Source organism: Micromonospora fiedleri (assembly GCF_016774385.1).
Classification (GTDB): Bacteria; Actinomycetota; Actinomycetes; order Mycobacteriales; family Micromonosporaceae; genus Micromonospora; species Micromonospora gifhornensis.
The window spans coordinates 101292-124275 of record NZ_JAETXL010000013.1 but is presented as its reverse complement, the minus strand read 5'-3'; the positions used below and the strand labels follow the sequence as shown (position 1 = coordinate 124275).

Annotated in this window: 19 protein-coding genes; 14 read left to right on the top strand and 5 right to left on the bottom strand. The window is 72.6% G+C overall.

Going from position 1 to position 22984, the window contains the following annotated elements; all coding sequences use genetic code 11:
• Positions 1 to 246: 246 nt before the first annotated feature.
• Both JMF97_RS28045 and JMF97_RS28040 read right to left on the bottom strand, forming a co-directional pair.
• Positions 247 to 1074: a peptidylprolyl isomerase gene (locus tag JMF97_RS28045; protein ID WP_203224256.1), complete on the bottom strand. Its 828-nt coding sequence runs from the start codon at positions 1072 to 1074 to the stop codon at positions 247 to 249.
• Positions 1075 to 1121: 47 nt separating this feature from the next.
• Positions 1122 to 2024, bottom strand: coding sequence for a peptidylprolyl isomerase (locus JMF97_RS28040; RefSeq protein ID WP_203224255.1), 903 nt, complete (start codon positions 2022 to 2024; stop codon positions 1122 to 1124).
• 249 nt (positions 2025 to 2273) lie between these two features.
• On the opposite strand from JMF97_RS28040, the gene JMF97_RS28035 reads away from it, so the two are divergent.
• Together JMF97_RS28035 and hisS are read left to right on the top strand one after the other, a co-directional pair.
• Positions 2274 to 2993, top strand: coding sequence for an MBL fold metallo-hydrolase (locus JMF97_RS28035; protein ID WP_203224254.1), 720 nt, complete (start codon positions 2274 to 2276; stop codon positions 2991 to 2993).
• A 54-nt stretch (positions 2994 to 3047) separates the two neighbouring features.
• The gene (gene hisS, locus JMF97_RS28030) at positions 3048 to 4376 is read left to right on the top strand and encodes a histidine--tRNA ligase (protein WP_203224253.1); all 1329 of its coding nucleotides are present in this window, start codon (positions 3048 to 3050) and stop codon (positions 4374 to 4376) included.
• A gap of 184 nt (positions 4377 to 4560) precedes the next feature.
• On the opposite strand, the gene JMF97_RS28025 is transcribed toward hisS, so the two are convergent.
• Complete coding sequence (locus tag JMF97_RS28025) at positions 4561 to 5079, bottom strand: PaaI family thioesterase (RefSeq protein ID WP_203224252.1); 519 nt, start codon at positions 5077 to 5079, stop codon at positions 4561 to 4563.
• Positions 5080 to 5133: 54 nt separating this feature from the next.
• Here JMF97_RS28025 and JMF97_RS28020 point away from each other — a divergent pair, with 54 nt between their 5' ends.
• A complete protein-coding gene (locus tag JMF97_RS28020) occupies positions 5134 to 5604 on the top strand; it encodes a winged helix-turn-helix transcriptional regulator (RefSeq protein WP_203224251.1) in 471 nt (156 codons plus the stop codon).
• 285 nt (positions 5605 to 5889) lie between these two features.
• Here JMF97_RS28020 and JMF97_RS28015 read toward each other — a convergent pair whose 3' ends face one another.
• The gene (locus JMF97_RS28015) at positions 5890 to 6720 is read right to left on the bottom strand and encodes an SGNH/GDSL hydrolase family protein (RefSeq protein WP_203224250.1); all 831 of its coding nucleotides are present in this window, start codon (positions 6718 to 6720) and stop codon (positions 5890 to 5892) included.
• A gap of 246 nt (positions 6721 to 6966) precedes the next feature.
• On the opposite strand from JMF97_RS28015, the gene JMF97_RS28010 reads away from it, so the two are divergent.
• The 5 genes from JMF97_RS28010 to JMF97_RS27990 all read left to right on the top strand — a co-directional run bounded on the left by JMF97_RS28010 (position 6967) and on the right by JMF97_RS27990 (position 13168).
• Positions 6967 to 8019, top strand: a complete 1053-nt coding sequence (locus JMF97_RS28010; RefSeq protein ID WP_203224249.1) for a S1 family peptidase — start codon at positions 6967 to 6969, stop codon at positions 8017 to 8019.
• 262 nt (positions 8020 to 8281) lie between these two features.
• Entirely contained in the window at positions 8282 to 10087 is a 1806-nt protein-coding gene (gene aspS / locus JMF97_RS28005) for an aspartate--tRNA ligase (RefSeq protein ID WP_203224248.1), read from the top strand.
• Between the two features lie 122 nt (positions 10088 to 10209).
• Positions 10210 to 11022, top strand: coding sequence for a sugar nucleotide-binding protein (locus tag JMF97_RS28000; protein WP_203224247.1), 813 nt, complete (start codon positions 10210 to 10212; stop codon positions 11020 to 11022).
• Positions 11023 to 11231: 209 nt separating this feature from the next.
• Positions 11232 to 11825 (top strand): helix-turn-helix domain-containing protein, encoded by a 594-nt coding sequence (locus JMF97_RS27995; RefSeq protein ID WP_203224246.1) that lies wholly within the window; start codon positions 11232 to 11234, stop codon positions 11823 to 11825.
• Complete coding sequence (locus JMF97_RS27990) at positions 11822 to 13168, top strand: MFS transporter (protein WP_203224245.1); 1347 nt, start codon at positions 11822 to 11824, stop codon at positions 13166 to 13168. The genes JMF97_RS27995 and JMF97_RS27990 overlap by 4 nt, the downstream gene beginning before the upstream one ends.
• Here JMF97_RS27990 and JMF97_RS27985 read toward each other — a convergent pair.
• Entirely contained in the window at positions 13126 to 13869 is a 744-nt protein-coding gene (locus JMF97_RS27985; RefSeq protein ID WP_203224244.1) for a GNAT family N-acetyltransferase, read from the bottom strand. The two genes, JMF97_RS27990 and JMF97_RS27985, sit on opposite strands and share 43 nt — an antisense overlap.
• Before the next feature lie 164 nt (positions 13870 to 14033).
• Between JMF97_RS27985 and JMF97_RS27980 the strand changes: the two genes are divergently transcribed.
• The 6 genes from JMF97_RS27980 (at position 14034) to alaS (ending at position 22952) form a co-directional block, all read left to right on the top strand.
• Entirely contained in the window at positions 14034 to 14231 is a 198-nt protein-coding gene (locus tag JMF97_RS27980; RefSeq protein ID WP_013732742.1) for a hypothetical protein, read from the top strand.
• Positions 14232 to 14306: 75 nt separating this feature from the next.
• Positions 14307 to 15818: a replication-associated recombination protein A gene (locus JMF97_RS27975; RefSeq protein WP_203224243.1), complete on the top strand. Its 1512-nt coding sequence runs from the start codon at positions 14307 to 14309 to the stop codon at positions 15816 to 15818.
• A gap of 2765 nt (positions 15819 to 18583) precedes the next feature.
• Complete coding sequence (locus JMF97_RS27970; protein ID WP_412101329.1) at positions 18584 to 19336, top strand: hypothetical protein; 753 nt, start codon at positions 18584 to 18586, stop codon at positions 19334 to 19336.
• A gap of 154 nt (positions 19337 to 19490) precedes the next feature.
• On the top strand, positions 19491 to 19952 hold the full coding sequence (locus JMF97_RS27965) for a DUF948 domain-containing protein (RefSeq protein ID WP_013732746.1): 462 nt from the start codon (positions 19491 to 19493) through the stop codon (positions 19950 to 19952).
• A gap of 19 nt (positions 19953 to 19971) precedes the next feature.
• Positions 19972 to 20277, top strand: a complete 306-nt coding sequence (locus JMF97_RS27960; protein ID WP_102658476.1) for a hypothetical protein — start codon at positions 19972 to 19974, stop codon at positions 20275 to 20277.
• A complete protein-coding gene (alaS, locus tag JMF97_RS27955; protein WP_203224242.1) occupies positions 20274 to 22952 on the top strand; it encodes an alanine--tRNA ligase in 2679 nt (892 codons plus the stop codon). The genes JMF97_RS27960 and alaS overlap by 4 nt, the downstream gene beginning before the upstream one ends.
• Positions 22953 to 22984 lie beyond the last annotated feature (32 nt).

Below are 22984 nucleotides of genomic sequence, written 5' to 3'. Positions count from 1 at the left end.
ACACCGGGCTGGCTGTCCAGGAGTCGGGGCTGCGAGGGTGCAGAGAGGAGTTGGGGAGGGGTGAGGGCTGCGCGCGGGGGGTTGGTGCACGGGGAGCTTGCACGTGGGGTGGTCAGATGGTGGGGTGGATAGGGCGTAGGGGTGGGGGGGTGTGCGGGTGGGCGGGGGTGCGGGGGTGCGGGGGTGGATGTTGAAGGGCCCGCCGGCGTAGCCGGCGGGCCCTTCAATGTGCGGTGGAGGAGGAGGTCAGCTCATCGTCAGGTCGGTGATGACGACTTCCTTCTTGGGGTGGCCGCCACCGGCCTGCTGGGCGAAGGCGCCGTCGTCGCCTGCCTTGGCGACGTCCTCGACGATGTCCATGCCGTCGGTGATGGTGCCGAGCACGGTGTAGTTCGGGTCCAGCGGCGAGTCGCCGTAGACGATGAAGAACTGGCTGCCGCTGCTGGCCGGCTGGCCGGAGTTGGCCATCGCGATGACGCCCGCGGGGTACGGCGGACGCTTGTCGGTCGGCAGGTTCTCCTCGGCCATCCGGTAGCTCGGGCCGCCGGTGCCGTCACTGTCCCGCCAGCCCTTGCCGGTGGCGCTCGGGTCGCCGCACTGGAGCACCTTGATGCCCTCGGTCACCAGGCGGTGGCACTTGGTGTTGTCGAAGAAGTTCTGCTCGGCCAGGTGGATGAAGCTGCCCGAGGTGCAGGGCACCGCCGAGCGGTCGATCCGGGCGGTGATCGGACCGAGGTTGGTGGTGATCGTCATGGTCTGGATGCCGACCTTGCTCTGCTCGACGGGTGGCATGCCGACGTCCTTGGTCGTCGGGCTCCGCTCGCCGTTGGGCAGCTCGACCCAGTCACACTGCACCGTGTCCGCGCTCTGGGCGGTGGTGTCGGTGCCGCTGTCGTCGCCGATCAGGCTGCTGGCCAGCCAGACCGTACCGGCGACCACCAGCAGCAGGACCACGCCGCCGCCCACGACCGCCTGCGTCTGGCGGCGCTTGCGGGCCCGGGCCGCCCGCTCGGCCATCTCCTTCTCGAGCCGGGCGCGGGCCGCCGCGCGCTGCCGCTCTCTGGTGGACGTCACGCTCGATCCTCCTGGACTGTCTGTGGATGCCGCTGGCCCGTGACGGGTCAGCCGGCGTTCGGGCTGGCCTCGGTCGAGCCGGAGACCGCCGGGCTCGGCGTACCCGTGGGGTCGGCCGGCGAGGCCGGATCGAGCACCGGCTCACCGACGGTCAGGCTCTGGATGACCACGTCGTTCTCCGGCTTGACCTTCTGCCCAGCCTCATTGTCCACGGTCGGCAGGGCACCGATCTTCTCCACCACGTCGAGGCCCCCGGTGACCCGACCGATAATCGGGTACGCCGGATCGTCGTGGGTGGTGAAGTCCTTGAAGAAGATCAGGAACTGGCTGCTGTTCGCGCCCGGCGGGTTCGAGATCATCGCGACCGTGCCCTTGGGGTACGTCGGCGGCTCGCTCGGCGGGGCCGGGCTGCTCTCCGGCGGGGTCGGCACGTTCTCGCTGTAGAACGAGTAAGCCGGGCCGCCCAGCCCGGTGCCGCTCGGGTCACCGCAGCGCACCGCGCCCTCGGCCGTGATCTCATGGCAGTTGGTGTTGTCGTAGAACGACTGGCCCGCCAGGTGGGCGATGCTCGCGGCGGCACACGGCGCCTTCGCGAGATCCAGCTCGATGCTGATCGGCCCGCCCTGGTTGGTGGTCACCGTCATGGGCCGCGTACCGGTGGTCGGCAGGCCGGTGGTGGCCGGCTCGCCCACGTCCTTGAGGTTGCTGTTGCCCTCGGTGTTCTGCGGGGTCCAGAGGCAGATCTCCGGGCTGGCAGTGTCCTCGGACGGTTCCCGGTCGAACGCGCCCAACGCCCAGGCCGAGCCCGCCACGACAAGGACGAGGATCAGGGCGGTGCCGACCCCGGCACGAATCTGCCGACGTCGTCTGAGGGCGGCGGCCCGACGAGCCATCTGCCGGTCGAGCTTGGCCCGCGCCAGTTTGCGCTGCCGGTCCCTGCTGGAAGCCACCCGTGCTCCCCTTCCTCTACCCTGTTCGTCAAGCCGGTGGTTGCGCGTACCCCTCGGGCGGCAGGTGCGCCACGCCACACGCCCGCCAGAGTGTACGGGTACTGGCTGGAAAAGTCGTGTACGAGGTCTGCGCACGGGCTGATCGGGACATACCAGCGCCCGGTGAGGCTGGTGGGGCGGACGACGAAAACGTCGCGAGCTGCCGGTTAGGCTTCGACCGACGGACAGCACGACAGATGAGGAGCGGACGTGCTCGTAGCCGGCTTTCCCGCCGACGCCTTCGGTACCAACTGCTACGTGGTCGCGACCGGGCCGGGGGAACAGTGCGTGGTGGTCGACCCCGGCATCGGGGTGATCGACCGGCTCGACGCGCTGCTGGCCGAGCATCGCCTGCATCCGGCCGCGGTGCTGCTCACCCACGGCCATCTGGACCACACCTTCTCGGTGGCGCCGGTCTGCGGGGCGCGGGGGATCACCGCCTACGTGCACCCGGGGGACCGGGAGTTGCTGGCTGATCCGGCCAAGGCGCTGTCGACGGACCTGACCCAGCTGTTCGGCGGGCGGCTGCCGTACGCCGAACCGGAGGACGTGGCCGAGTTGGCCGACGGTGCGACGCTCACCCTCGCCGGGTTGGAGATCACCGTCGACCATGCGCCCGGCCATACCGGCGGGTCGGTGCTGTTCCGACTGCCCGGCACCGGTTCGCCGTGGGAGGCCGAGCAGGTCTGCCTCTCCGGTGACGTGCTGTTCGCCGGCTCGATCGGCCGCACCGACCTGCCGGGCGGCAGTATGCCGACGATGCTGACCAGCCTGCGGGACAAGATCCTGCCGCTGGCCGACGACACCGTCGTACTGCCCGGCCACGGCCCCGCGACCACCATCGGCCGCGAGCGCGCCACCAACCCGTACCTCGCTGAGGTGGCCGGGATGGGCGGCGGGCGACCGGCGGCCCCCACCCGCGGCCTGTAGCGGCCGCTCCCACGCTCACCCGCGCGGACCGTGCGGGTTTCCGAACGGAGCATCATGAGCAAGCCCACGCCCATCTCCGGCTTCCCGGAGTGGACGCCCGCCCAGCGGATGATCGAGCAGTACGTCCTGGACCGGATCCGGTCGACCTTCGAGCTGTACGGCTTCGCCCCGCTGGAGACCCGCGCGGTCGAGCCGCTGGACCAGCTGCTGCGCAAGGGGGAGACCTCCAAGGAGGTCTACGTCATCCGCCGGCTGCACGGGGACCCGGAGGGTCCGTCCGGCGACGACACCCTCGGCCTGCACTTCGACCTGACCGTGCCGTTCGCCCGCTACGTGCTGGAGAACGCCGGCAAGCTGAACTTCCCCTTCCGGCGGTACCAGATCCAGAAGGTGTGGCGCGGCGAGCGCCCGCAGGAGGGTCGCTACCGCGAGTTCCTCCAGGCCGACATCGACATCGTCGACCGGGACACCCTCGCGCCGCACTACGAGGCGGAGATGCCGCTGGTCATCGGCGACGCGCTGCGGTCGCTGCCGATCCCGCCGGTACGCATCCAGGTCAACAACCGCAAGATCTGCGAGGGCTTCTACCGGGGCATCGGGCTGACCGACCCGGAGGCGGCGCTGCGCGCGGTCGACAAGCTCGACAAGATCGGCCCGGCCGGGGTGACGGAACTGCTGGCGACCACTGCGGGGGCCAGCGAGGCGCAGGCCAAGGCGGTGCTGGCGCTGGCCGAGATCTCCGCGCCGGACCCGTCCTTCGCCGACGCGGTGCGTGGGCTGGGGGTCAGCGACCCGTTGCTGGACGAGGGCGTCGAGGAGCTGGTCCGGGTGGTGGAGACCGCCGCCGCGCACTCGCCCGGCCTCTGCGTGGCCGACCTGCGCATCGCCCGGGGCCTGGACTACTACACCGGCACCGTCTACGAAACCCAGATGATCGGGTACGAGCGCTTCGGCTCGGTCTGCTCCGGCGGCCGGTACGACAACCTGGCCAGCGCCGGCAACGTCCGCTTCCCCGGGGTGGGCATCTCCATCGGGGTGACCCGGCTGCTCGGCCTGCTCTTCGGTGCGGACGCCCTGTCGGTGTCCCGGTCGGTGCCGACCTGCGTGCTGGTCGCCGTGACCAGCGAGGAGCAGCGCCCGGCCAGCAACCGGGTCGCCGAGGCGCTGCGCGCGCGGGGCATCCCCACCGAGGTCTCACCGAGCGCGGCGAAGTTCGGCAAGCAGATCCGGTACGCCGAGCGGCGCGGCATCCCGTACGTCTGGTTCCCCGGCACAGACGGCGCGCCCGACGAGGTCAAGGACATCCGCTCCGGTGACCAGGTCCCCGCCGTGGCGGGGGAGTGGACCCCACCCCAGGCCGACCTCAAGCCGCTGGTCGGCTGAGCGGGTCGGCACCGAGCCGGTGCCGGCGTGGTCCCGCTGCAACCCGGACCGCCTGTCCGCCGGCCGACGGCCGCTTGCCGGGTCTGGTTGTGCTCGTACCCGGTGAAGCCCCGGGCGTGGTCGTTGCTGGCTCTGGCGACGATCACGCCCGGGGCGGCTCGCGTGCCGCCCGGTGCCGGGTGCGTCAGGCAGCGGGAGGCTCCAGGGGCAGCAGGAGGCAACTGGAGGTGGCGTGGGCGACGAGACTGCCCCGCCCGTCGGTCAGCCGGGCCTCGGCCAGGGCGGTACGACGGCCCTGCTGCAGCACCGTCCCCTCGCAGCGCAGCGTGCCGGAGTTCACGGTCACCGGGCGGAGGAACTTCACGTTCAGGTCGAGCGTGGTGTAGCCGATGCCGGCCGGCAGAGTGCTGTGTACGGCGCAGGCGGCGGCGGTGTCCAGCAGCGTCGAGATGACGCCGCCGTGCACCGTGCCGAGGGGGTTGTAGTGGAACTCCTGCGGCTGCAGTTCGACCACCACCCGCCCCTCCTCGGCGGTCATGCTGGCCATGTCGATCAGGTGCATCACCGGAGGGGCGGCCAGTTCGCCGGCGACCATGGCGCGGAGCAGTTCCAGGCCGCTGCGCCGGCCGATCTGCGCGGCGTTGATGCTCGGGTCGGACCACGAGAAGGTGCGGCTGCGCGTCGCATCCTGCGTCTGCGTCATGGACTCAGCCTGGCAGCGGTTGCTGAGTCTGTCAACGAGACCTAGCCTGGTGGCATGAGACCCGCCGCATTGGACTGGTCGGTGGACAACTGCACGGTCGCCCGCGCCATGGAGATCCTCGGCGAGAAGTGGACCCTGGTGGTGCTGCGTGAGGTGTTCAACGGAGTCCGCCGCTTCGACGACATGCGGGTGCGGACGGGGATCCCCCGGCAGGTGCTGACCAACCGGCTGGCCGGCCTGGTCGAGCAGGGCGTGCTACGCCGCGAGCCGTACCGCGAGCCGGGCAGCCGAATCCGCCACGAGTACCGCCTCACCCCCAAGGGCTTCGACCTGTGGCCGGTACTGGTCGCCGTCCTGGCCTGGGGTGACCGCTACCTCGCCGACCCGGAGGGGTCGCCGCTGAGCGTCGGCCACCGCGACTGCGGCGCCGAGGTGCACGTGGAACTCCACTGCACCGCAGGCCACCGGGTCACCGACCCCCGCGACCTCATCCCCCGCCCCGGCCCCGGCGCCCACCCCCGCTAGCCTCCCCACCCCGCACGGGCTTCCCACCCCGCGGGCTTCCCGCCCCGCGCAGGCCTCCCGCCCCGCGCAGGCTCTGCCCTCAGCGCGCGCTCCCGCCTCACGCAGGCCCTCGCGCCACGCAGCCTCCCGCCCCGCCCCGTGCCCGCCCCGCGCCCGTCGATCTTGCACTTTCGGTCGCGCTTTCGGGGCTTTTGCTCCGGTTCGCACCGACACAAAGTGCAAGATCGCGGGGAGGGTACGGGCGCGGGGCGGGGGTGCAGGGGCGGGGGCGGGGGAGGGGGAGGGCTACCAGGGGTAGCCGGTGGGGTAGGAGATGGTGGCTAGGGCTTGTTGGCCGGTGGTGTTGGGGTGGAAGTAGTCCCAGGTGGAGAGTTGGGCGAGGGTGAAGGGGTAGCTGAAGACGGCGTTGTTGTCGTACCGGCAGTTTGCGCCGTACGCGGCACAGGCGGCGGCCAGTTGGGTGTTGAAGTCGACCACCCGTTGGCGGACCCGGTCGCGGCGGTCGACGTCGGCCTGGGTGGTGGAGGTCGGGTTGGCCAGGATGGACTGGCAGATGCCGAAGAGCGACCAGGCCGTCCGCGCGCTGCTGCTGCCCTTGCCGACCGACCAGAGTCGGTGCACGTCCGGGATGCTGATCACGTAGATCTTGGCGTTGGGCAGGCCGGACTTGAGTCGGGCCAGCGCGGAGTCGATGTTCGCCCGGAAGGTGGCCGTCGAGGTCATCGTCGACTCCGAGCTGGTGCAGGCGTCGTTGGCGCCGATCAGGATGGTCACGTAGCCGACGCCCTGGCTGACCGCGGTGCCGGCCTGGCCGTACAGGTCGGCTGACTTGGCCCCGGTGCGGGCGGCGTTGTGGTTGCGGCCGTTGATGGCCGAGTTGACCCGGCGGATGCGCAGGTAGTGGCTGTTCACGGTGGCGTCGTCGCCGGTGCTGAACGAGCGGCCGGTGCAGTCGACGTACCACCCGCAGGCGTTGAAGCCGCGGGTGATCGAGTCGCCGAGGCTGGCCATCGAGTTCGGTGGTGGGCCGGGGTCGGCGACGGCGGGGTTGGTGGCGAACAGGACGAGGGCGGTGACGCCGGCGAGGGTGGCCAGCGCGCGTCGGACGAGGGTCATGGTGACCTCCGGTGCACGGTTGCCGGGTGGTGGCGGTGACCAGAGCGTATAGATGACCGTCTGTATCCACAATGTTGCAGACGGGTTACCTCGGTCGAACGGGGAAAGTGGGGCAAAGGGCGGCCTTGTCAATGATCTTAAATGTGTGAATACTTCTCTTCGCTTGGCCGTTTCCCCAGGTGGCCGAGTTTTGCCCTGCCCTGTCGGCATGACAGGGCCCTCCAACCCCCTTCGGGAGGCTGTTACATGCGACCCACAAGGTCAATGCTGCGCCGCGCGGTCACCGTCGCCGCGGCCGGAACCCTCGTCGCCGGCGTGCTGGCCGGCACCCCCGCCCAGGCGGCCCCCGGGTCCGCCACGCCCGACTCCGCCGCCACCCTGGCCGAGCGGCTCGGCGCCCGCGCCGCCGGCGCGTACGCCGACGCGACCGGCAAGATGGTCGTCGCGGTGACCGACAGCCTCGCCGCCCGCCAGGTGGCGTCGGCCGGCGCCACCCCGAAGCTGGTCAAGCGGGGTGCGGCGGAGCTGAACCGGGCCACCGCCGAACTGGACCGCTCCGCGGCCGTCCCGGGCACCGCCTGGTGGGTCGACCCGGCCACCAACCAGGTCGTCGTCTCCGTCGACAGCACGGTGACCGGCGCCAAGCTGGAGCGCGTCAAGGCCGCCGCGGCGCGGACCAACGGCGCGGTACGCATCGAGGCCGAGGCCGGTGTGCTGAGCACCCGCATCTCCGGTGGCGAGGCCATCTACGCGCAGGGCGGCGGGCGTTGCTCGCTCGGCTTCAACGTGCGGGCCGGCAGCACGTACTACTTCATCACCGCGGGGCACTGCACCAACATCGCGGCGAACTGGTACAGCAACTCCAGCCAGACCTCGCTGCTGGGTTCGCGTACCGGCAGCGTCTTCCCGGGTAGCGACTACGGCATCGTCCGGTACAGCAACCAGAGCGTGGTGCAGCCGGGCAACGTCTCCCTCTACAACGGCACCTTCCGCGACATCACCGCCTCCGGCAACGCCTACGTCGGCCAGTCGGCGCAGCGTTCCGGCAGCACCACCGGCGTACGCAGCGGCTCGGTGACCGCCCTCAACGCCACGGTCAACTACGCCGAGGGTCAGGTCCGCGGCCTGATCCGGACCAACATCTGCGCCCAGCCCGGTGACAGCGGCGGCTCGCTGTTCAGCGGCACCATCGCGCTCGGCCTGACCTCCGGCGGCAGCGGCAACTGCAGCATCGGCGGCACCACCTTCTTCCAGCCGGTCGGGCCGGTGCTGAGCCGCTACGGCGTCAGCGTGTACTGATCCGTCCGTACCCCTGACCCTCCTCACCGCAGCGGGCCGCCGGATTCCTCCTCCGGCGGCCCGCCCGCGTGTGCCGAGGTTCCAGGTGCCGTCGGGTCGGGAGCAGGGGGTAAACGGGGTGCGGGCTGGCTGTTAACAGGGGACCCTTTTGCTACCTGAGGCGTTAAGAAGGGGCCCTTCCTTGCACCCGGCAAACGGCGGCGGGGGCGTGCTGCGAGAATGCCGGGAGCAGATGTAGAGCTTCACGAGGGAGACGCACGCCGTGATCCGTACCCATGACGCCGGCAGCCTGCGCGCGACGGACGCCGGCACCACGGTGACGCTCGCCGGGTGGGTGGCCCGCCGGCGCGACCACGGCGGTGTCATCTTCGTCGACCTGCGCGACGGCTCCGGCGTGGTCCAGGTGGTCTTCCGCGAGGAGGACGCGCACGCCCTGCGCAACGAGTACTGCGTCAAGGTCGTCGGTGAGGTGACCCGACGCCCCGAGGGCAACGAGAACCCGGAGCTGCCCACCGGCGAGATCGAGGTGACCGCGTCCGAGCTGGACGTGCTCTCCGAGGCGGCGCCGCTGCCGCTGCCGGTCGACGACCAGGTGGTGGCCGGCGACGACATCCGGCTCAAGTACCGCTACCTCGACCTGCGCCGCAGCGGCCCGGCCAAGGCGATGCGGCTGCGCTCGCGGGCCAACCAGCTCGCCCGCACCGTGCTGCACGAGCGGGACTTCCTGGAGATCGAGACCCCGACGCTGACCCGGTCCACCCCGGAGGGTGCCCGCGACTTCCTGGTCCCCGTCCGCCTGCAGCCCGGCAGCTGGTACGCCCTGCCGCAGTCGCCGCAGCTGTTCAAGCAGCTGCTGATGGTCGGCGGCATGGAGCGGTACTACCAGATCGCCCGCTGCTACCGCGACGAGGACTTCCGGGCCGACCGGCAGCCGGAGTTCACCCAGCTGGACATCGAGATGTCCTTCGTCACCGAGGACGACGTGATCGACCTCGGTGAGGCGATCGTGTCCGCCCTCTGGTCGGATCTGGCCAGCTACGAGATCCCCCGGCCGATCCCGCGGATCACCTGGCACGACGCGATGGCCCGGTACGGCTCGGACAAGCCGGACCTGCGCTACGGCCTTGAGCTGACCGAGCTGACCGACTACCTGCGCGGCACCACCTTCCGGGTCTTCGCCGGCGCGATCGACGCGGGCGGCTACGTCGGCGCGGTGGTGATGCCCGGTGGCGCGTCCCAGACCCGCAAGGAGTTGGACGGCTGGCAGGACTGGGCCAAGGCGCGCGGCGCCAAGGGCCTGGCGTACGTGGTGCTCGACGCCGAGACCGGCGAGGCACGCGGCCCGGTGGCGAAGAACCTGTCGGCCGAGCACCTGAACGGGCTGGCCGACGCGGTCGGCGCCAAGCCCGGCGACGCGATCTTCTTCGCCGCCAGCGCCGAGACCCGGGAGGCGCAGGAGTTGCTCGGCGCCGCCCGGATCGAGATCGCCAAGCGGGCCGGTCTGATCGACGAGAGCGCCTGGGCGTTCTGCTGGGTGGTCGACGCGCCGATGTTCGAGAAGACCGACGAGGGTGGCTGGACGGCGGTGCACCACCCGTTCACCTCGCCGAACTCCGAGTGGGTGGACCGTTTCGAGGAGGCGCCGGACCGGGCGCTGGCGTACGCGTACGACATCGTCTGCAACGGCAACGAGATCGGCGGCGGCTCGATCCGTATACACCGCCGCGACGTGCAGCAGCGGGTCTTCGACCTGCTCGGCATCACGCCCGAGGAGGCGCAGGACAAGTTCGGCTTCCTGCTGGAGGCGTTCAGCTACGGCCCGCCGCCGCACGGCGGCATCGCCTTCGGCTGGGACCGGGTCTGCATGCTGCTGGCCGGGGCCGACTCGATCCGCGAGGTGATCGCCTTCCCGAAGACCCGAGGCGGCTTCGACCCCCTCACCGGCGCCCCCACCCCGATCACCGCCCAGCAGCGCACCGAGGCCGGCATCGACGCCAAGCCCAAGCCGGCCCAGCCTTCTCACCCCGGCACCGCCGGCCCCGCCGCCCCGGTAGCCGACCCCACCTGACCCACCCACCCACCCCTCCTGCTCGCCCTCCTGGCTCTCCTGGGTGATCAAGAAGTTTGCGTCATGATCGAGGCGCTTTGGCGACGCAAACTTCTTGATCGACCAACCGGGGGAGGCCGAGGATGCGGGTTCTGGTGGTGGGGGGTAGTGGGTTTCTGGGGCGGGAGGTGTGTCGGCGGGGGATCGGCGCGGGGTGGTCGGTGGTCGGGACGTGCCACTCCGGTGACGTGCGGGTGCCGGGGGTGGTGGTCCGGCGGGTGGACGTGACGGACCGGTCCGCGGTGCGTGCGCTGGTCGCGGACGTGCGCCCGGACGTCGTGGTCAACACCTCCTACCGGTACGACGACTGGGCGGTCACCGCCGACGGGGCGGCGTACGTGGCCGGGGCCGCAGCCGAGGTGGGTGCCCGGCTGGTGCACATGTCCAGCGACGCGCTGCACGCCGGGCGTCCCGAGGCGTACGCCGACGACGACCCACCCACCCCGATCTTCCCGTACGGTGCGGCGAAGGCGGCCGCGGAGACGGCGGTACGGGCGCTCGACCCGTCCGCGGTGCTGGTGCGTACCTCGCTGATCGTGGGTGCGGGCAGCACACAGATCCAGCTCTGCCGCGACGCGTTGGCCGGTCGAGCCACCCTCTTCACCGACGAACTGTGCTGCCCGATCGACGTCACCGACCTCGCCAGCGCCGTGGTGGAACTGGCGACTTCGGACTACGCCGGCACGCTGAACGTGGCCGGTCCGGAGGCGGTCAGCCGGGCCGAGCTGGGTCGGCTGGTGGCGCACCACGAGGGACTCGACGCGTCCGCCCTGAAGACCACGACCACGGTCGAGTACGGGCTGGTCCGTCCCACCACGATCCGCCTCGACACCACCCGCGCCACCACCCTGCTCCGCACCCGCCTACGCAGCATCACCGAACTCCTCACCCGCTAACCTCACCCCCGCGCGAGCCACCCCCGCCCCGCGCGAGCCTCACCCCCGCGCGGGCAACCCGCGCGGCCCCGCGCCCGTCGATCTTGCGCTTTCTGTCGGGACAAACCCGCGCGAATGACGCCAAAGGGCGACCACAAGTGCAAGATCGCGGGGAGAAGGAAGGTGCACAGGGATTGTGCATAGGAGTTGTGCATAAGTATTGTGGATGTATGGGGAGTGGTGAGGGGGGTCGGCCCAGGCGGGTGCGGATCGATGGGCGGCAGGTTCGGGCGTTGGCGCATCCGCTGCGGACGCGGCTGTTGGGGGCGTTGCGGATCAAGGGGCCGGCGACGGCGACCGGCCTCGCTGAGTTGCTCGACACCAACACCGGGGCGACCAGTTATCACCTGCGGCAGTTGGCCGAGGTGGGGCTGGTGGTCGAGGAGCCCGACCGGGGGACCGGGCGGCAGCGGTGGTGGCGGGCCGCGCACGACGTCACGAACTGGGAGAACACCGACTTCGACGACGACCCGGATGCGCGGGCGGCCGTCGAGTGGATTCAGGCCGAGCAGGTACGCCAGTACGCCGAGCACGCCGAGCGGTGGTTCGCCGTCCGCGACCAGTGGCCGCCGGCCTGGCGCGACGCGTTCGGCATGAGCGACATCTTCATGACCATTCCGGTGACCCGGCTGGCGGAGCTGCGCACGGAGGTGTGGCAGGTGCTGGAGCGCTACCGTGCCGAGGCTGATCCGGCCGAGCCCGATGCCGAGCAGGTGCAGATCTTCCTCGCCGCGCTGCCGTTGCTGATCGGTGGCAACCGGTGAACCCCCTGTCCGTACGCCAGGTCCGGCGGCGTTACCTGGTCCTGCACGGCCTGCGCTGGTTGCCGGTCGGCCTGCTGATCCCGGTGACCATCCTGCTCATGCAGGAACGCGGCCTGACGCTGACCCAGATCGGTCTGGCCATCGCCGCGCAGGGCGTGGTGGTCCTCGCGCTGGAGTTGCCGACCGGCGGGTTCGCCGACGCCCTCGGGCGCAAGCCGGTGCTGGTGGTGGCGAGCCTGGTCGGTCTCGTCTCGACCGGGCTGCTGGTGGTGGCGGACTCCTTCGCCCTGCTGGTCGCCGTCTGGGCGTTGCAGGGTGTGTTCCGCGCCCTGGACAGCGGCCCCCTGGAGTCCTGGTACGTCGACACCACCCTGGCCGCCGACCCCGACGCCCGGTACGAGAACGGGCTCGGCCAGGGCGGCACGGTGCTCGGCCTGGCCATGGCGGCCGGCGCGCTGCTCAGCGGCGCCATGGTGGCCCTCGGACCGATGGGTCCGGTCAGTGCGCTGACCGGACCGGTGATCGCCGCCGTCGGCCTGCAGGTGGTCTACCTGGTGGCGTTGCTGGCTCTGCTGACGGAGCGACGCGCGGTGACCGGGCCGGCCGCGCTGCGCGCCTCGGTGCGGGAGGCCCCACGGATGGTGGGCGAGGCGTTCGGCCTGCTGCGCCGCTCCCGGGTGCTGCTCGCGTTGGTGGCTGTCGAGTTGTTCTGGGGCTTCGGCATGGCCACCTTCGAGGGGCTGTTGCCGATCCGGCTGGCCGAGGTGGTCGCCGACGCCGATCGGGCCGCCACCCTGCTCGGCCCGGCCAATACGGCGGCGTGGCTCGCCTCGGCCGGCGGCGCGGCGTTGACGCCACTGCTCATCCGCTGGCTCGGTGCCGCGCCCGGCGCCGCGGTGCTGCGGATCCTGCAGGGCATCACCGTCGTCGGCATGGCACTGTTCGCCGGTCCGACCGGAGTGCTGATCGCCTTCATCGTTTGCTACGCCGTGCACGGCGCGTCCAACCCGTTGCACATGGGGCTGCTGCATCGGCAGGTCGCCGGCCCGTACCGGACCAGTCTGATCTCGCTGAACTCCATGGTGGCGATGCCGGCGGGCGCCCTCGGTGGGGTGGTGCTCGGCTACATCGGCGACCGGGCCGGAGTGAGTACGGCGATGCTGGTCGGCGCGGTGGTGCTGGCCGTCGCCGCGCCGCTCTACCTACCGGCCTGGCGCGCCGGCCGCCACCCCGCAGCCGATGCGCTGGAGGTCGGCGTGCCGGCGGCCAGAACGTCGGGGGACGGTGAGCCGGCGGCTGGTCAGGCGCAGCGGACCGAGGTGAGCGGAACGACGGCGGTGTAACCGAGCCGGCGGTAGAGCCGGAGCGCGCCGACGTTGGCTGTGTAGACGCCCAGCGCCAGCGCGTCGTGACGGGCCGCCAGCGCGCGGCTCATGCCGGCGGTGAGCGCGGCGCCCAGGCCGCGACCGCGGAAGGCCGGATCCACCGTCAGGCCGGCGAGGAAACCCACGTCGCCCCGGGTCCGGTCGGCCCCGCAGGCGATCAGCCGGTCACCCTCGCGGATGCCGTACCAGTCGACGACCTGCGGATTGTCCGGCCGTGCCGTCGAGGTCGGATACGACTCGTCGATGAGTGCGGTCAACGCCGGGTGATCGGCCTCGGAGAGCCGGACCACCCGCTCCTCGCCCGGCTGCGGTGGCGGCAGCGTGGCCGTCCAGAGGAAGTCCCAGTCCTCGTGGCCCGTCACACTTGGTACGGCGTCGAGGGCTTGCGGTGGCAGTCGGGGCAGGTGCACCCAGCGGCCGGACTCGAAGACACCCTCGGCGGCGAGCGTGCCGAACAGGTCGAGCGCCTCGGCCGGCGGCCCCATGATTCCACCCACCGGTCCCAGGGTGGCAGCGGGTAGCCGCCAGCCCACGGCACCGCCCCGTCGCCAGACCCGAAAGGGCTCCTGCGTCGGCAGCGAGTGTCGGACGAACGGATGCTGGTCCACGGCGCTCAGGATCGCCTCCCGCTCGGCGAGCGCCCCGTCGGCGATGACCATGAGGTGAGCCTAGGCGTGCCGGGATCAGGGCACGAAACGACCCCTCGCGGGCGGTCGCCCACCCCATGTCGGGGCGGGTCGCTGGTCCACCGTGGAGATTGGCGTCGGGACCGATCGGGTACATGCGGGGACGACCCTACTGGCACCCCCACCGGAGGAACGTCATGCTCGCTATCGCCGCCGCCGTGGTCTTCGGCTTCGCGCTTCTGCTCGACCTGCTGGGCAGCAACCTCGGAGCGCCGGACCTGTTCAACTGGAACACTCTCGTACTCATCGGCCTGTTGCTGCTCGCGTTGCACCTGGCCGGCGTGGGCGGGCGCGGTGGCCGCTGGTACCGGGGCCGTCGCCCCGGTCGCGGCTGACCGAGAAGGATCATCCCGGGCTCGGTCGGCGGCGTGATTCTGGCGCCGTCGGTCGAGCCCGGTACTGTTCTCGTGATGGAGTCCGAGACGCTCTTCACCCTGGGTGAACCTGCCGCAGCAGCCAGTGCGGTGGCGGGTCCCAGTGGCGTCGGCGGCTTCACCCCGGTCGGCCCGGACGCCCCGCTGCCGGTGCGGATGCGTCCGGCGACCCTGGACGAACTCGTCGGTCAGGACCACCTGCTCGCCCCCGGCGCGCCACTGCGACAACTCGTCACCGGTGACGCCCCGATGTCGGTCATCCTCTGGGGGCCGCCCGGAAGCGGCAAGACGACCATCGCCCATCTGGTGGCCGCTGCCACCGACCGGCGGTTCGTCGCCATGTCGGCGTTGTCGGCCGGGGTGAAGGACGTCCGAGCGGTGATCGACACCGCGCGGCGGCAGCGCCGGTCGGGGGGACCGCCCACCGTGCTCTTCATCGACGAGGTGCACCGGTTCAGCAAGACCCAGCAGGACTCCCTGCTCGCCGCCGTCGAGGACCGCACCGTCACGCTGCTGGCGGCCACCACGGAGAACCCGTACTTCTCGGTCATCTCGCCGCTGCTGTCCCGGTGCGTGCTGCTCACCCTGCAACCCCTCGACGACGCGGCGGTGCGCGGCCTGCTGCGCCGGGCGATGACCGACGAGCGGGGCCTGGCCGGTGCGCTCACCCTCGACAGCGAGGCCGAGGACCATCTCGTCCGACTGGCGGGCGGGGACGTCCGCAAGGCGTTGACCGCGCTGGAGGCGGCGGCCGGCTCGGCCACCGCGCTGGGCACCGGTCGGATCGACCTGGCCACCGCCGAGCGGGCGGTGGACACCGCGGCTGTGCGCTACGACCGTGCCGGCGATGCGCACTACGACGTGACAAGCGCCTTCATCAAGAGCATGCGGGGTTCGGACGTGGACGCCGCGTTGCACTGGCTGGCCCGGATGCTGGTCGCCGGGGAGGACGCGAGGTTCATCGCCCGACGGCTGGTCATCTTCGCCAGCGAGGACGTCGGCATGGCCGACCCGAGCGCGCTCAGCGTGGCAACCGCCGCCGCGCACGCGGTCGAGTACGTCGGCCTGCCCGAGGTGCAGCTCAACCTCGCCCAGGCGGTGATCCACCTCGCCACCGCACCCAAGTCGAACTCGGCCACCACCGCGATCGGCGCGGCGATCGCCGACGTACGGGCGGGTCGGGGTGGCGCCGTGCCGCGGAGTCTGCGCGACGCCCACTACGCCGGTGCCCGCGGCCTCGGTCACGGCACCGGATACCGCTACCCCCACGACGACCAGCGTGGCGTGGTCCGCCAGCAGTACGTGCCGGACGACCTGGTCGGGACCGACTACTACCAGCCGAGCCAGCACGGCGCGGAACGGTCGGTGGCCACCCGGCTGCCGTTGTTGCGCCGGATCGTCCGTGGACTGGCCGCCCCCACGACGACGCCACCGGTCTCCGGTCGGGCTCCGGCCCGACCCGGTGCCGAGGAACCGCAGTTGACGACCGCGGACGCCGAAGTGACCGATGAGGTCGGCGATCGCGCCGACGGGAAGGGTCAACAGTGAGATCGCCTGGTTCGGAGCGACCGGAGGACGGCCAGGACGAGCGGCGTCCCAAGAACCGCCGTTGGGGCCGCAACAAGTCCGAGGCCGTCGCGGAGGAACCGGAGGGCGGCGAGGACTTCGGCTGGATCGACGATCTGCGCTCGGCCAAGCAGCAGCGCGGTGGACTCGGTCCCGACGGCGCGCCACCCACGCCCGAGGCACCGGCCGCCCGGTCCGGCCCGGCAGTGCCACCCGGTCCAGTGCCACCGGGTCCGGCGGTGCCACCCGGCGCGGTGGTGCCACCCGGCCCGGACCGTTCCGGCCCGCCGGCCGCCGGCCACATCGGTCCGCTTCCGGGCCGCCCCCACCCGGCCCCGGCCGGCTCGTCGGGGCCGGTCCCAGGGCCCACCGCTGACGCGCGTACGCAACCGGATCTCGGACGTCCCACTGCTGCCGACCCGTCGTCCCTGCCACGCCCGGCAACCGCCGAACCGCCCCGCGCCCGCCCGGTGGACGGCCCCTGGCCAGGCGCTCCGCTCACCCGCCCGGCTGGCGGCCCTCATCAGACCGGTGGCCCCACCCCGGCTGGCGGACCCCGTCCGGCCGGTGGCCCCTCCCCGGCTGGCGGCCCTCGCCCGGCTGGGGGGCCCATCCCGGCTGGCGGCCCCGCCGCGCATGGGGGGCCCGCCGCGCATGGGGGGCCCGCCGCGCGTGGGGGACCCGCTGTGCCTGGAGGGCCTGCTGCGGCCGGTGGGCCCCGTCCGGCCGGCAGCCCGCCGCCCTTCGGTGGGCCGGTGACCGGCCCGATCCCCGGTACGCCGGACGGCCCGGTCTCCGGTGCCCCGATCGGCCCGGTGTCGGGCCCGCCCACGTCGCGTCGCACCGTCGGTCGGCCGGCCGGGACTCCTGCCGGCCCCCGTCGTGCCGCACCGGAACACCTGGATCCTGCTGGCGTCCCCGGTCCGGCGGAAGGCAACACCGGGCCACGCCCGTACGCTCAGCCGGGTCGTCGGGCGGTTCCCGAGGCACCTCCCGGCGGCGAACCGGTCGAGCGCGGCCCGGGTCGTCCGCCGGCCGGCCTGACGCCCGTGTCGGGGGCCGGTCCCACCGGCGCACCTGCCGGCGGCCGACGCGCCGGTCGACGGCGCGCCGCCGAGCCCGACGTGGGCCAACCGATGGTGCCGTTGTCCGGCAACGCTCCGTCGATTCCCGAGTCGTCCTCCGCCGGCGACGAGCATCCGCCCCGGGCCCGCCGGGCCGCGTCGCCGGTCCCGCCGCAGACCCCGACGACTCCGTCCCGGGGGCGTCGGGCAGCACCCGAGCCGCCGGTCACCGGTGCTCGGGCGGCCGGCCCGATGGACGTGCCCGCCCCGGTACGCCCAGGGGAGCCGGAACCGCTGGGCCGGCCCGGCCGCCGAGCCGCCGAGGAAGGGCCGGTCGCCCGGTCCGGCCCGGCCGATGACCTGGGGCGGCGGGCGGCGGATCCCGCCGGCCGCACCGACCACGCCCCACGCCCGGCCGACCCGACCGGCGGCACCGGTCGCGCCCCACGCCCGGCGGACCCGGCCAGCGGTGCCGGTCGCGCCCCACGCCCGGCGGACCCGGCCAGCGGTGCCGGTCGCGCCCCACGCCCGGCGGACCCGGCCAGCGGTGCCGGGCACGCCCCACGCCCGGCGGACCCGGCCAGCGGTGCCGGGCACGCCCCACGCCCGGCGGACCCGGCCAGCGGTGCCGGGCACGCCCCACGCCCGGCGGACCCGGCCAGCGGCACCGGACGCGCCCCACGACCGGGCGACCCGGCCAGCCCTGTCGACCGCCCGCCAGCGGACCCGGCTGGCGGCGCCGGCCGCGGTGACCGCCCACAACGGCCGGCGGACTGGCTGCGACAGGCCGGTCGTGCCCATCACACCGATCCGGCGCTGCGCACGATCCGGCCGGGCAACGCCCCGGCCGGTCGGGCCGCCGGTTCGTCCACCGGCGACCTGCCCGCGACGCGTGAGCAGCGCGGTATGGACACTCCCGCCGGGCCGCCACCGGGTCGTCCGGCCCCTGGCGCCGAGGCGGGTCGGCCCGGCACCGGACCACGGCGGCCGGCCGCCGGCGCACCGCGCCACGACGAGCCGCCCACCGGCCGTGGCCGTGCGGTGCCGCCCGGCATGCCACCGGTCGGCAACCAGCCGGGCATGCCTCCGGCGAGCAGTCAGCCACCGTCGGGCGGGCCGTCGACCACCGGCCAGTCAGTACCCGGCTGGCCCGGAACGGCCTCGACGGCCGGGCGGGCGGGCTCGGCGTCGGTGGCCGGGCGCGCCGGGTCAGCGCCGGCGGCGGGGCCTGTCCGGGTGCCGGGGCAACCGGACACCGCAGTGCCCGGACCGGCGCGCCGCGCCGTCGAGCCGGACGACCTGCCACCGGGTGTGGCACGCCCCGGCAAGCTGCCGGAGCCGCCGAGGACGGGACGGTCGGGCGAGTTCGCGTCCGTACCTCCGCCGGGGGCGCGGCGTGGCGACGAACCGCCGGTGCCGCCGAGGGCGGCCCCCACCAGCGGCGGACCGCGCGTCGCGGGCGGTCCCGACGGAGCACCCGCCGGTGGCCCCGGCCGACCCGGTGGCCCGCCACCGGGCCCTCACCGGGGCAACGTTCGCCCCGAGGAACGGCAGGCGGGCCGGGCCGCCCCGCCGCCGCGTAACCCGTCGCGCCCGGAACCGTCCGGCGCCGCACCCGTACCCCCGCCGCCGCGGGTCGGTGAACCGCCGGTGGTGGCCCGGGCCGCCGCGGCGGTCGCGCCGATGGGCCCGGCCGTGCTCCGACCCGGGGCGGAGCCGGAGGTACGGCGACCCGCTGACGCCGAACGCGGGGACGCCGACGGGACGCTCGACGACGGGCCGGACGCCGGTGGCGAACTGCGCCACCAGGGTGGCGGCAACCAACGGCTGCGCGTGATGGTCCTGGCGGTGGTCAGTGTGCTGCTGCTCGGCGTGGTACCTGCCTTCTTCGGTCTGCGGGCGGAGGGCCGCGACCCGGTCTTCGCCTCGTTGGACGACCTGGCGGTACCCACCTGGGCGGCGGTCGACCCGGTCGACGCCGTCAGCGGCAGCCGCTGGTGTCTGCTGGACTGCCGGCTGCGGGAGCGGACCGTGAACTCCGAGCGGTCACCGGAGGAGACCGCCCAGGTGTACGAGTCGGCGCTCAGTCAGGACGGCTGGCAGCCGTGGAAGCCGGCCTACTGCCCCGAACAGGAGGAGAAGGGCAGCTACACCTGCTGGCGGCGGGACGAGTTGACCCTCGATCTCTGGGTCCGGGCACCCACCTGCGTACCGCCTCCGGTGGACGGTGAGCCGGCGGTGGTGCCGTCGCTGGACCCGGAGACCGCCGCCGAGGAGTGCCCTGGATCGTTGGTGACGGTGAAGGTGCGCAACGCGATCGACGACGACCGGACCCGGCCCCAGCCGAGCACCGATCCGTCACTGACCGGTGTGGACCCCTACCCGACCCTGGGCGACGACCCGTTGGGTGACTTGACGCCGTCACCACCGTCCTGAGCCGAATGTCATCACGGACGGTAGGGTCTGGTCTGGCGTCACGCGTGTCACCCTGCCGTTCGTTCGGCAGGGCCAGCGGGCGTCGGCGCGGGCGAGACGGTCGTGCGGATCGGGGATAATGCCGCCCCGAGACATTTCGTTGAGGAGGACAGGCGTGGGCTTTTTGGAGGTCGCGGCGCTGATCGCGGCGATCGCGTTCGCGATGCTGGTGCTGATCCTGACGCTGCCCATCCTGCGGCTGCGGCACACCGTGGACGCCACCACCCGGATGATCAACGAGCTCAACGACCGGACCGGCCCGCTGCTGGGTGATGTCAACACCACGGTGCGCAATGTCAACGTCACCCTGGAGCAGGTGCAGACCTCGCTCGACGGGGTGAACCTGCAACTCGCCAAGGTCGACACAATGACCAGCCACGCGCAGAACATCAGCGCCAACGTCGCCAACCTGGTCACCGTCGTCTCCGCCGCCGCGGCGAACCCGCTGGTCAAGGTGGCCGCGTTCGGCTACGGGGTGCGCAAGGCCGCGTCCGCCCGCCGGCACGCCGAGACCGAGCGCGAGGTCCGCGACACCATCAAGGCCCAGCGGCGCGCCGCCCGGCGCGGCAACCAGTGACCCGTCGGGAGGTACGAGCATGAGGCGTCTGTTCTGGCTGGGTATCGGACTGGCCGTCGGCGTGGTGGTGGTCCGCAAGGCGACCCGTGCCGCGCACGCGTACACTCCGGCCGGCATCGCCGACAACCTGTCGCAATCCGCTGGCGGCCTCGTCGAGGAACTGCGTAGCTTCGTGGCGGACGTGCGCGCCGGGATGGCCGAGCGGGAGCAGGAGATCCACGAGGCGTTCGCGCAGGGTGAGGCGTTCGACGACCAGTTCGCCGAGTTGCGGGAGGACCCGCGGATCGGTGATCGAGAAATCTTTCCGGAGGAACACCAGCGATGAAGACGGCGGAGATCAAGCGGCGGTATCTCGCCCATTTCGAGGCGAATGGCCACGCCGTGGTGCCGTCCGCTCCGCTGCCCGCCATCAGCGACCCGAACCTGCTGTTCGTCAACGCCGGCATGGTGCAGTTCGTCCCGTACTTCCTGGGCCAGCAGTCACCGCCGTTCCCCCGCGCGGTGAGCGTGCAGAAGTGCATCCGCACGCCGGACATCGACGAGGTCGGCAAGACCAGCCGGCACGGCACGTTCTTCCAGATGAACGGCAACTTCTCCTTCGGTGACTACTTCAAGGACGGGGCGATCCCGTTCGCCTGGGACCTGGCCACCAAGTCCGTCGAGGCCGGTGGTTTCGGGCTGGACCCGGAGCGGATCTGGGCGACGGTCTACCTGGACGACGACGAGGCGTACGACATCTGGCTGCGCACCGGCGTGCCGGCGGAGCGGATCGTGCGCCGGGGCAAGAAGGACAACTTCTGGTCGATGGGCATCCCCGGACCGGCGGGCCCCTGCTCGGAGTTGTACTACGACCGGGGCCCCGAGTACGGCCTCGAAGGCGGCCCGGAGGTCGACGAGGACCGCTACCTGGAGTTCTGGAACCTCGTCTTCATGCAGTACGAGATCGCGGACGTCCGGAGCAAGGAGGAGTTCCGGATCGTCGGTGAGCTGCCGAAGAAGAACATCGACACCGGCATGGGCCTGGAGCGGATGGCCTCCATCCTGCAGGGCGTCGACAACCTCTACGAGATCGACGAGGTCCGGCCGATCCTGGAGCGCGCGGCCGAGTTGACCGGCAAGCGGTACGGCGCGCAGTCCGGTCAGGCGGCAAACCAGTCGCACCCCGACGACGTACGGCTGCGGGTGGTCGCCGACCACGTGCGGACCGCGCTGATGCTCATCGGTGACGGGGTGACCCCGTCCAACGAGGGCCGGGGCTACGTGCTGCGGCGGATCATGCGTCGGGCGATCCGGGCGGTGCGGCTGCTCGGCTGGCAGGAGCGGGCGCTGCCCGAGCTGCTGCCGGTGGCCCGGGACTGCATGGCCCCCTCCTACCCGGAGCTGGCCACCGATTTCGACCGGATCTCCGCGTACGCGTACGCCGAGGAGGACGCCTTCCTCGCCACGCTGCGCGCCGGCACCACGATCCTGGACACCGCGATCACCGAGACGAAGTCGGCGGGCAAGCCGGCGCTCTCCGGTGACAAGGCGTTCCAGCTGCACGACACGTACGGCTTCCCGATCGACCTGACCCTGGAGATCGCCGCCGAGCAGGGGCTCGACGTCGACCGGGAGGGCTTCCGTCGGCTGATGGCCGACCAGCGGGCCCGGGCCAAGGCTGACGCGCAGGCGCGCAAGACCGGGCACACCGACCTGTCGGCGTACCGGTCGGTGCTCGACGCCGGGGGCCCGGTGACCTTCACCGGTTACACCGAGACGGCCCGCGAGTCGACGGTACGGGCGGTGCTCGGCACCGACGGCCCGCGTGCGGCGGCGGTCGAGGGTGACATGGTCGAGCTGGTGCTCGACACCACCCCCTTCTACGCCGAGGGTGGTGGGCAGCAGCCCGACCTCGGCATGATCACCGTGGGCGGTGGGCAGGTCGAGGTGCTCGACGTGCAGCAGCCGGTGCCGGGGCTGATCGTGCACCGGGCCCGGGTGATCCGGGGCGAGGTGCGCGCGGGGGAGACCGGCTACGCCGAGATCGACACCAGTCGGCGGCGGGCCATCTCCCGGTCGCACACCGCGACCCACCTGGTGCACCAGACGATGCGCAACTTCCTCGGCGAGTCCGCCACCCAGGCCGGTTCGCTGAACGCTCCGGGTCGGCTCCGGTTCGACTTCAACACCGCGACCGGTGTCGCCCCGAGCGTGCTGCGGGACGTGGAGCAGCAGGTCAACGAGGTGCTCCTGGCCGACCTGGAGGTGCACGCCTTCGTCACCTCGCTGGACGAGGCGCGTCGCATCGGCGCGATGGCGCTGTTCGGCGAGAAGTACGGCGAGCAGGTCCGGGTGGTCGAGGTCGGTGACTACGCCCGCGAGCTGTGCGGCGGCACCCACGTGTCCCGCTCCGGCCAGCTCGGCCTCGTCAAGATCCTCTCGGAGTCGTCCATCGGGTCCGGCGTGCGCCGGGTCGAGGCGCTCGTCGGCATGGACGCGTTCAACTTCCTGGCCCGGGAGCACCTGCTGGTGGCCCGCCTCGCCGAGCTGTACCGGGTCCCCTCCGAACAGGTCGCCGACCGGGTCGAGCAGACCGTCACCCAGCTGCGCGACGCGGAGAAGGAGCTGGAGAAGCTGCGCGCCCAGCTGGTCCTCGGCGGCGCGGCGGCGTTCGCCGCCCAGGCCAAGGACGTCCGCGGGGTCGCCTACGTCGGCATCGAGGCGCCCGAGGGCGCGGCCGGCAACGACGTCCGCACCCTCGCCCAGGAGATCCGGGGCCGGATCGACCCGGCCCGGCCGGGCGTGGTCGCGGTGGCGTCCCGATCGAACGGCAAGGCGTCGCTGGTGGTGTCGGTCAACCCGGCCGCCCGCAGCCGAGGGCTCGCCGCCAACGACCTGGTCAAGGCGGCGTTCTCCGGGCGCGGCGGCGGCAGCCCGGACCTCGCCCAGGGCGGCGGGTTGCCCGAGTCGGAGGTGCCGACCCTGCTGCTGACGGTCGAGAAGGCGATCGCCGAGGCGTGAATCATCGGCACAGCGGGCCAGGGCGGACCACT

What these genes read in the sequence shown, in the direction of transcription:
- hisS (WP_203224253.1), top strand. Translation starts at nt 3,048, where the DNA reads ATGAGCAAGCCCACGCCCATCTCCGGCTTCCCGGAGTGGACGCCCGCC.
- JMF97_RS28025 (WP_203224252.1), bottom strand. Translation starts at nt 5,079, where the DNA reads ATGACGCAGACGCAGGATGCGACGCGCAGCCGCACCTTCTCGTGGTCC.
- JMF97_RS28020 (WP_203224251.1), top strand. Translation starts at nt 5,134, where the DNA reads ATGAGACCCGCCGCATTGGACTGGTCGGTGGACAACTGCACGGTCGCC.
- JMF97_RS28015 (WP_203224250.1), bottom strand. Translation starts at nt 6,720, where the DNA reads ATGACCCTCGTCCGACGCGCGCTGGCCACCCTCGCCGGCGTCACCGCC.
- JMF97_RS28010 (WP_203224249.1), top strand. Translation starts at nt 6,967, where the DNA reads ATGCGACCCACAAGGTCAATGCTGCGCCGCGCGGTCACCGTCGCCGCG.
- JMF97_RS28000 (WP_203224247.1), top strand. Translation starts at nt 10,210, where the DNA reads ATGCGGGTTCTGGTGGTGGGGGGTAGTGGGTTTCTGGGGCGGGAGGTG.
- JMF97_RS27995 (WP_203224246.1), top strand. Translation starts at nt 11,232, where the DNA reads ATGGGGAGTGGTGAGGGGGGTCGGCCCAGGCGGGTGCGGATCGATGGG.
- JMF97_RS27985 (WP_203224244.1), bottom strand. Translation starts at nt 13,869, where the DNA reads ATGGTCATCGCCGACGGGGCGCTCGCCGAGCGGGAGGCGATCCTGAGC.
- JMF97_RS27980 (WP_013732742.1), top strand. Translation starts at nt 14,034, where the DNA reads ATGCTCGCTATCGCCGCCGCCGTGGTCTTCGGCTTCGCGCTTCTGCTC.
- JMF97_RS27975 (WP_203224243.1), top strand. Translation starts at nt 14,307, where the DNA reads ATGGAGTCCGAGACGCTCTTCACCCTGGGTGAACCTGCCGCAGCAGCC.
- JMF97_RS27970 (WP_412101329.1), top strand. Translation starts at nt 18,584, where the DNA reads ATGGGCCCGGCCGTGCTCCGACCCGGGGCGGAGCCGGAGGTACGGCGA.
- JMF97_RS27960 (WP_102658476.1), top strand. Translation starts at nt 19,972, where the DNA reads ATGAGGCGTCTGTTCTGGCTGGGTATCGGACTGGCCGTCGGCGTGGTG.
- alaS (WP_203224242.1), top strand. Translation starts at nt 20,274, where the DNA reads ATGAAGACGGCGGAGATCAAGCGGCGGTATCTCGCCCATTTCGAGGCG.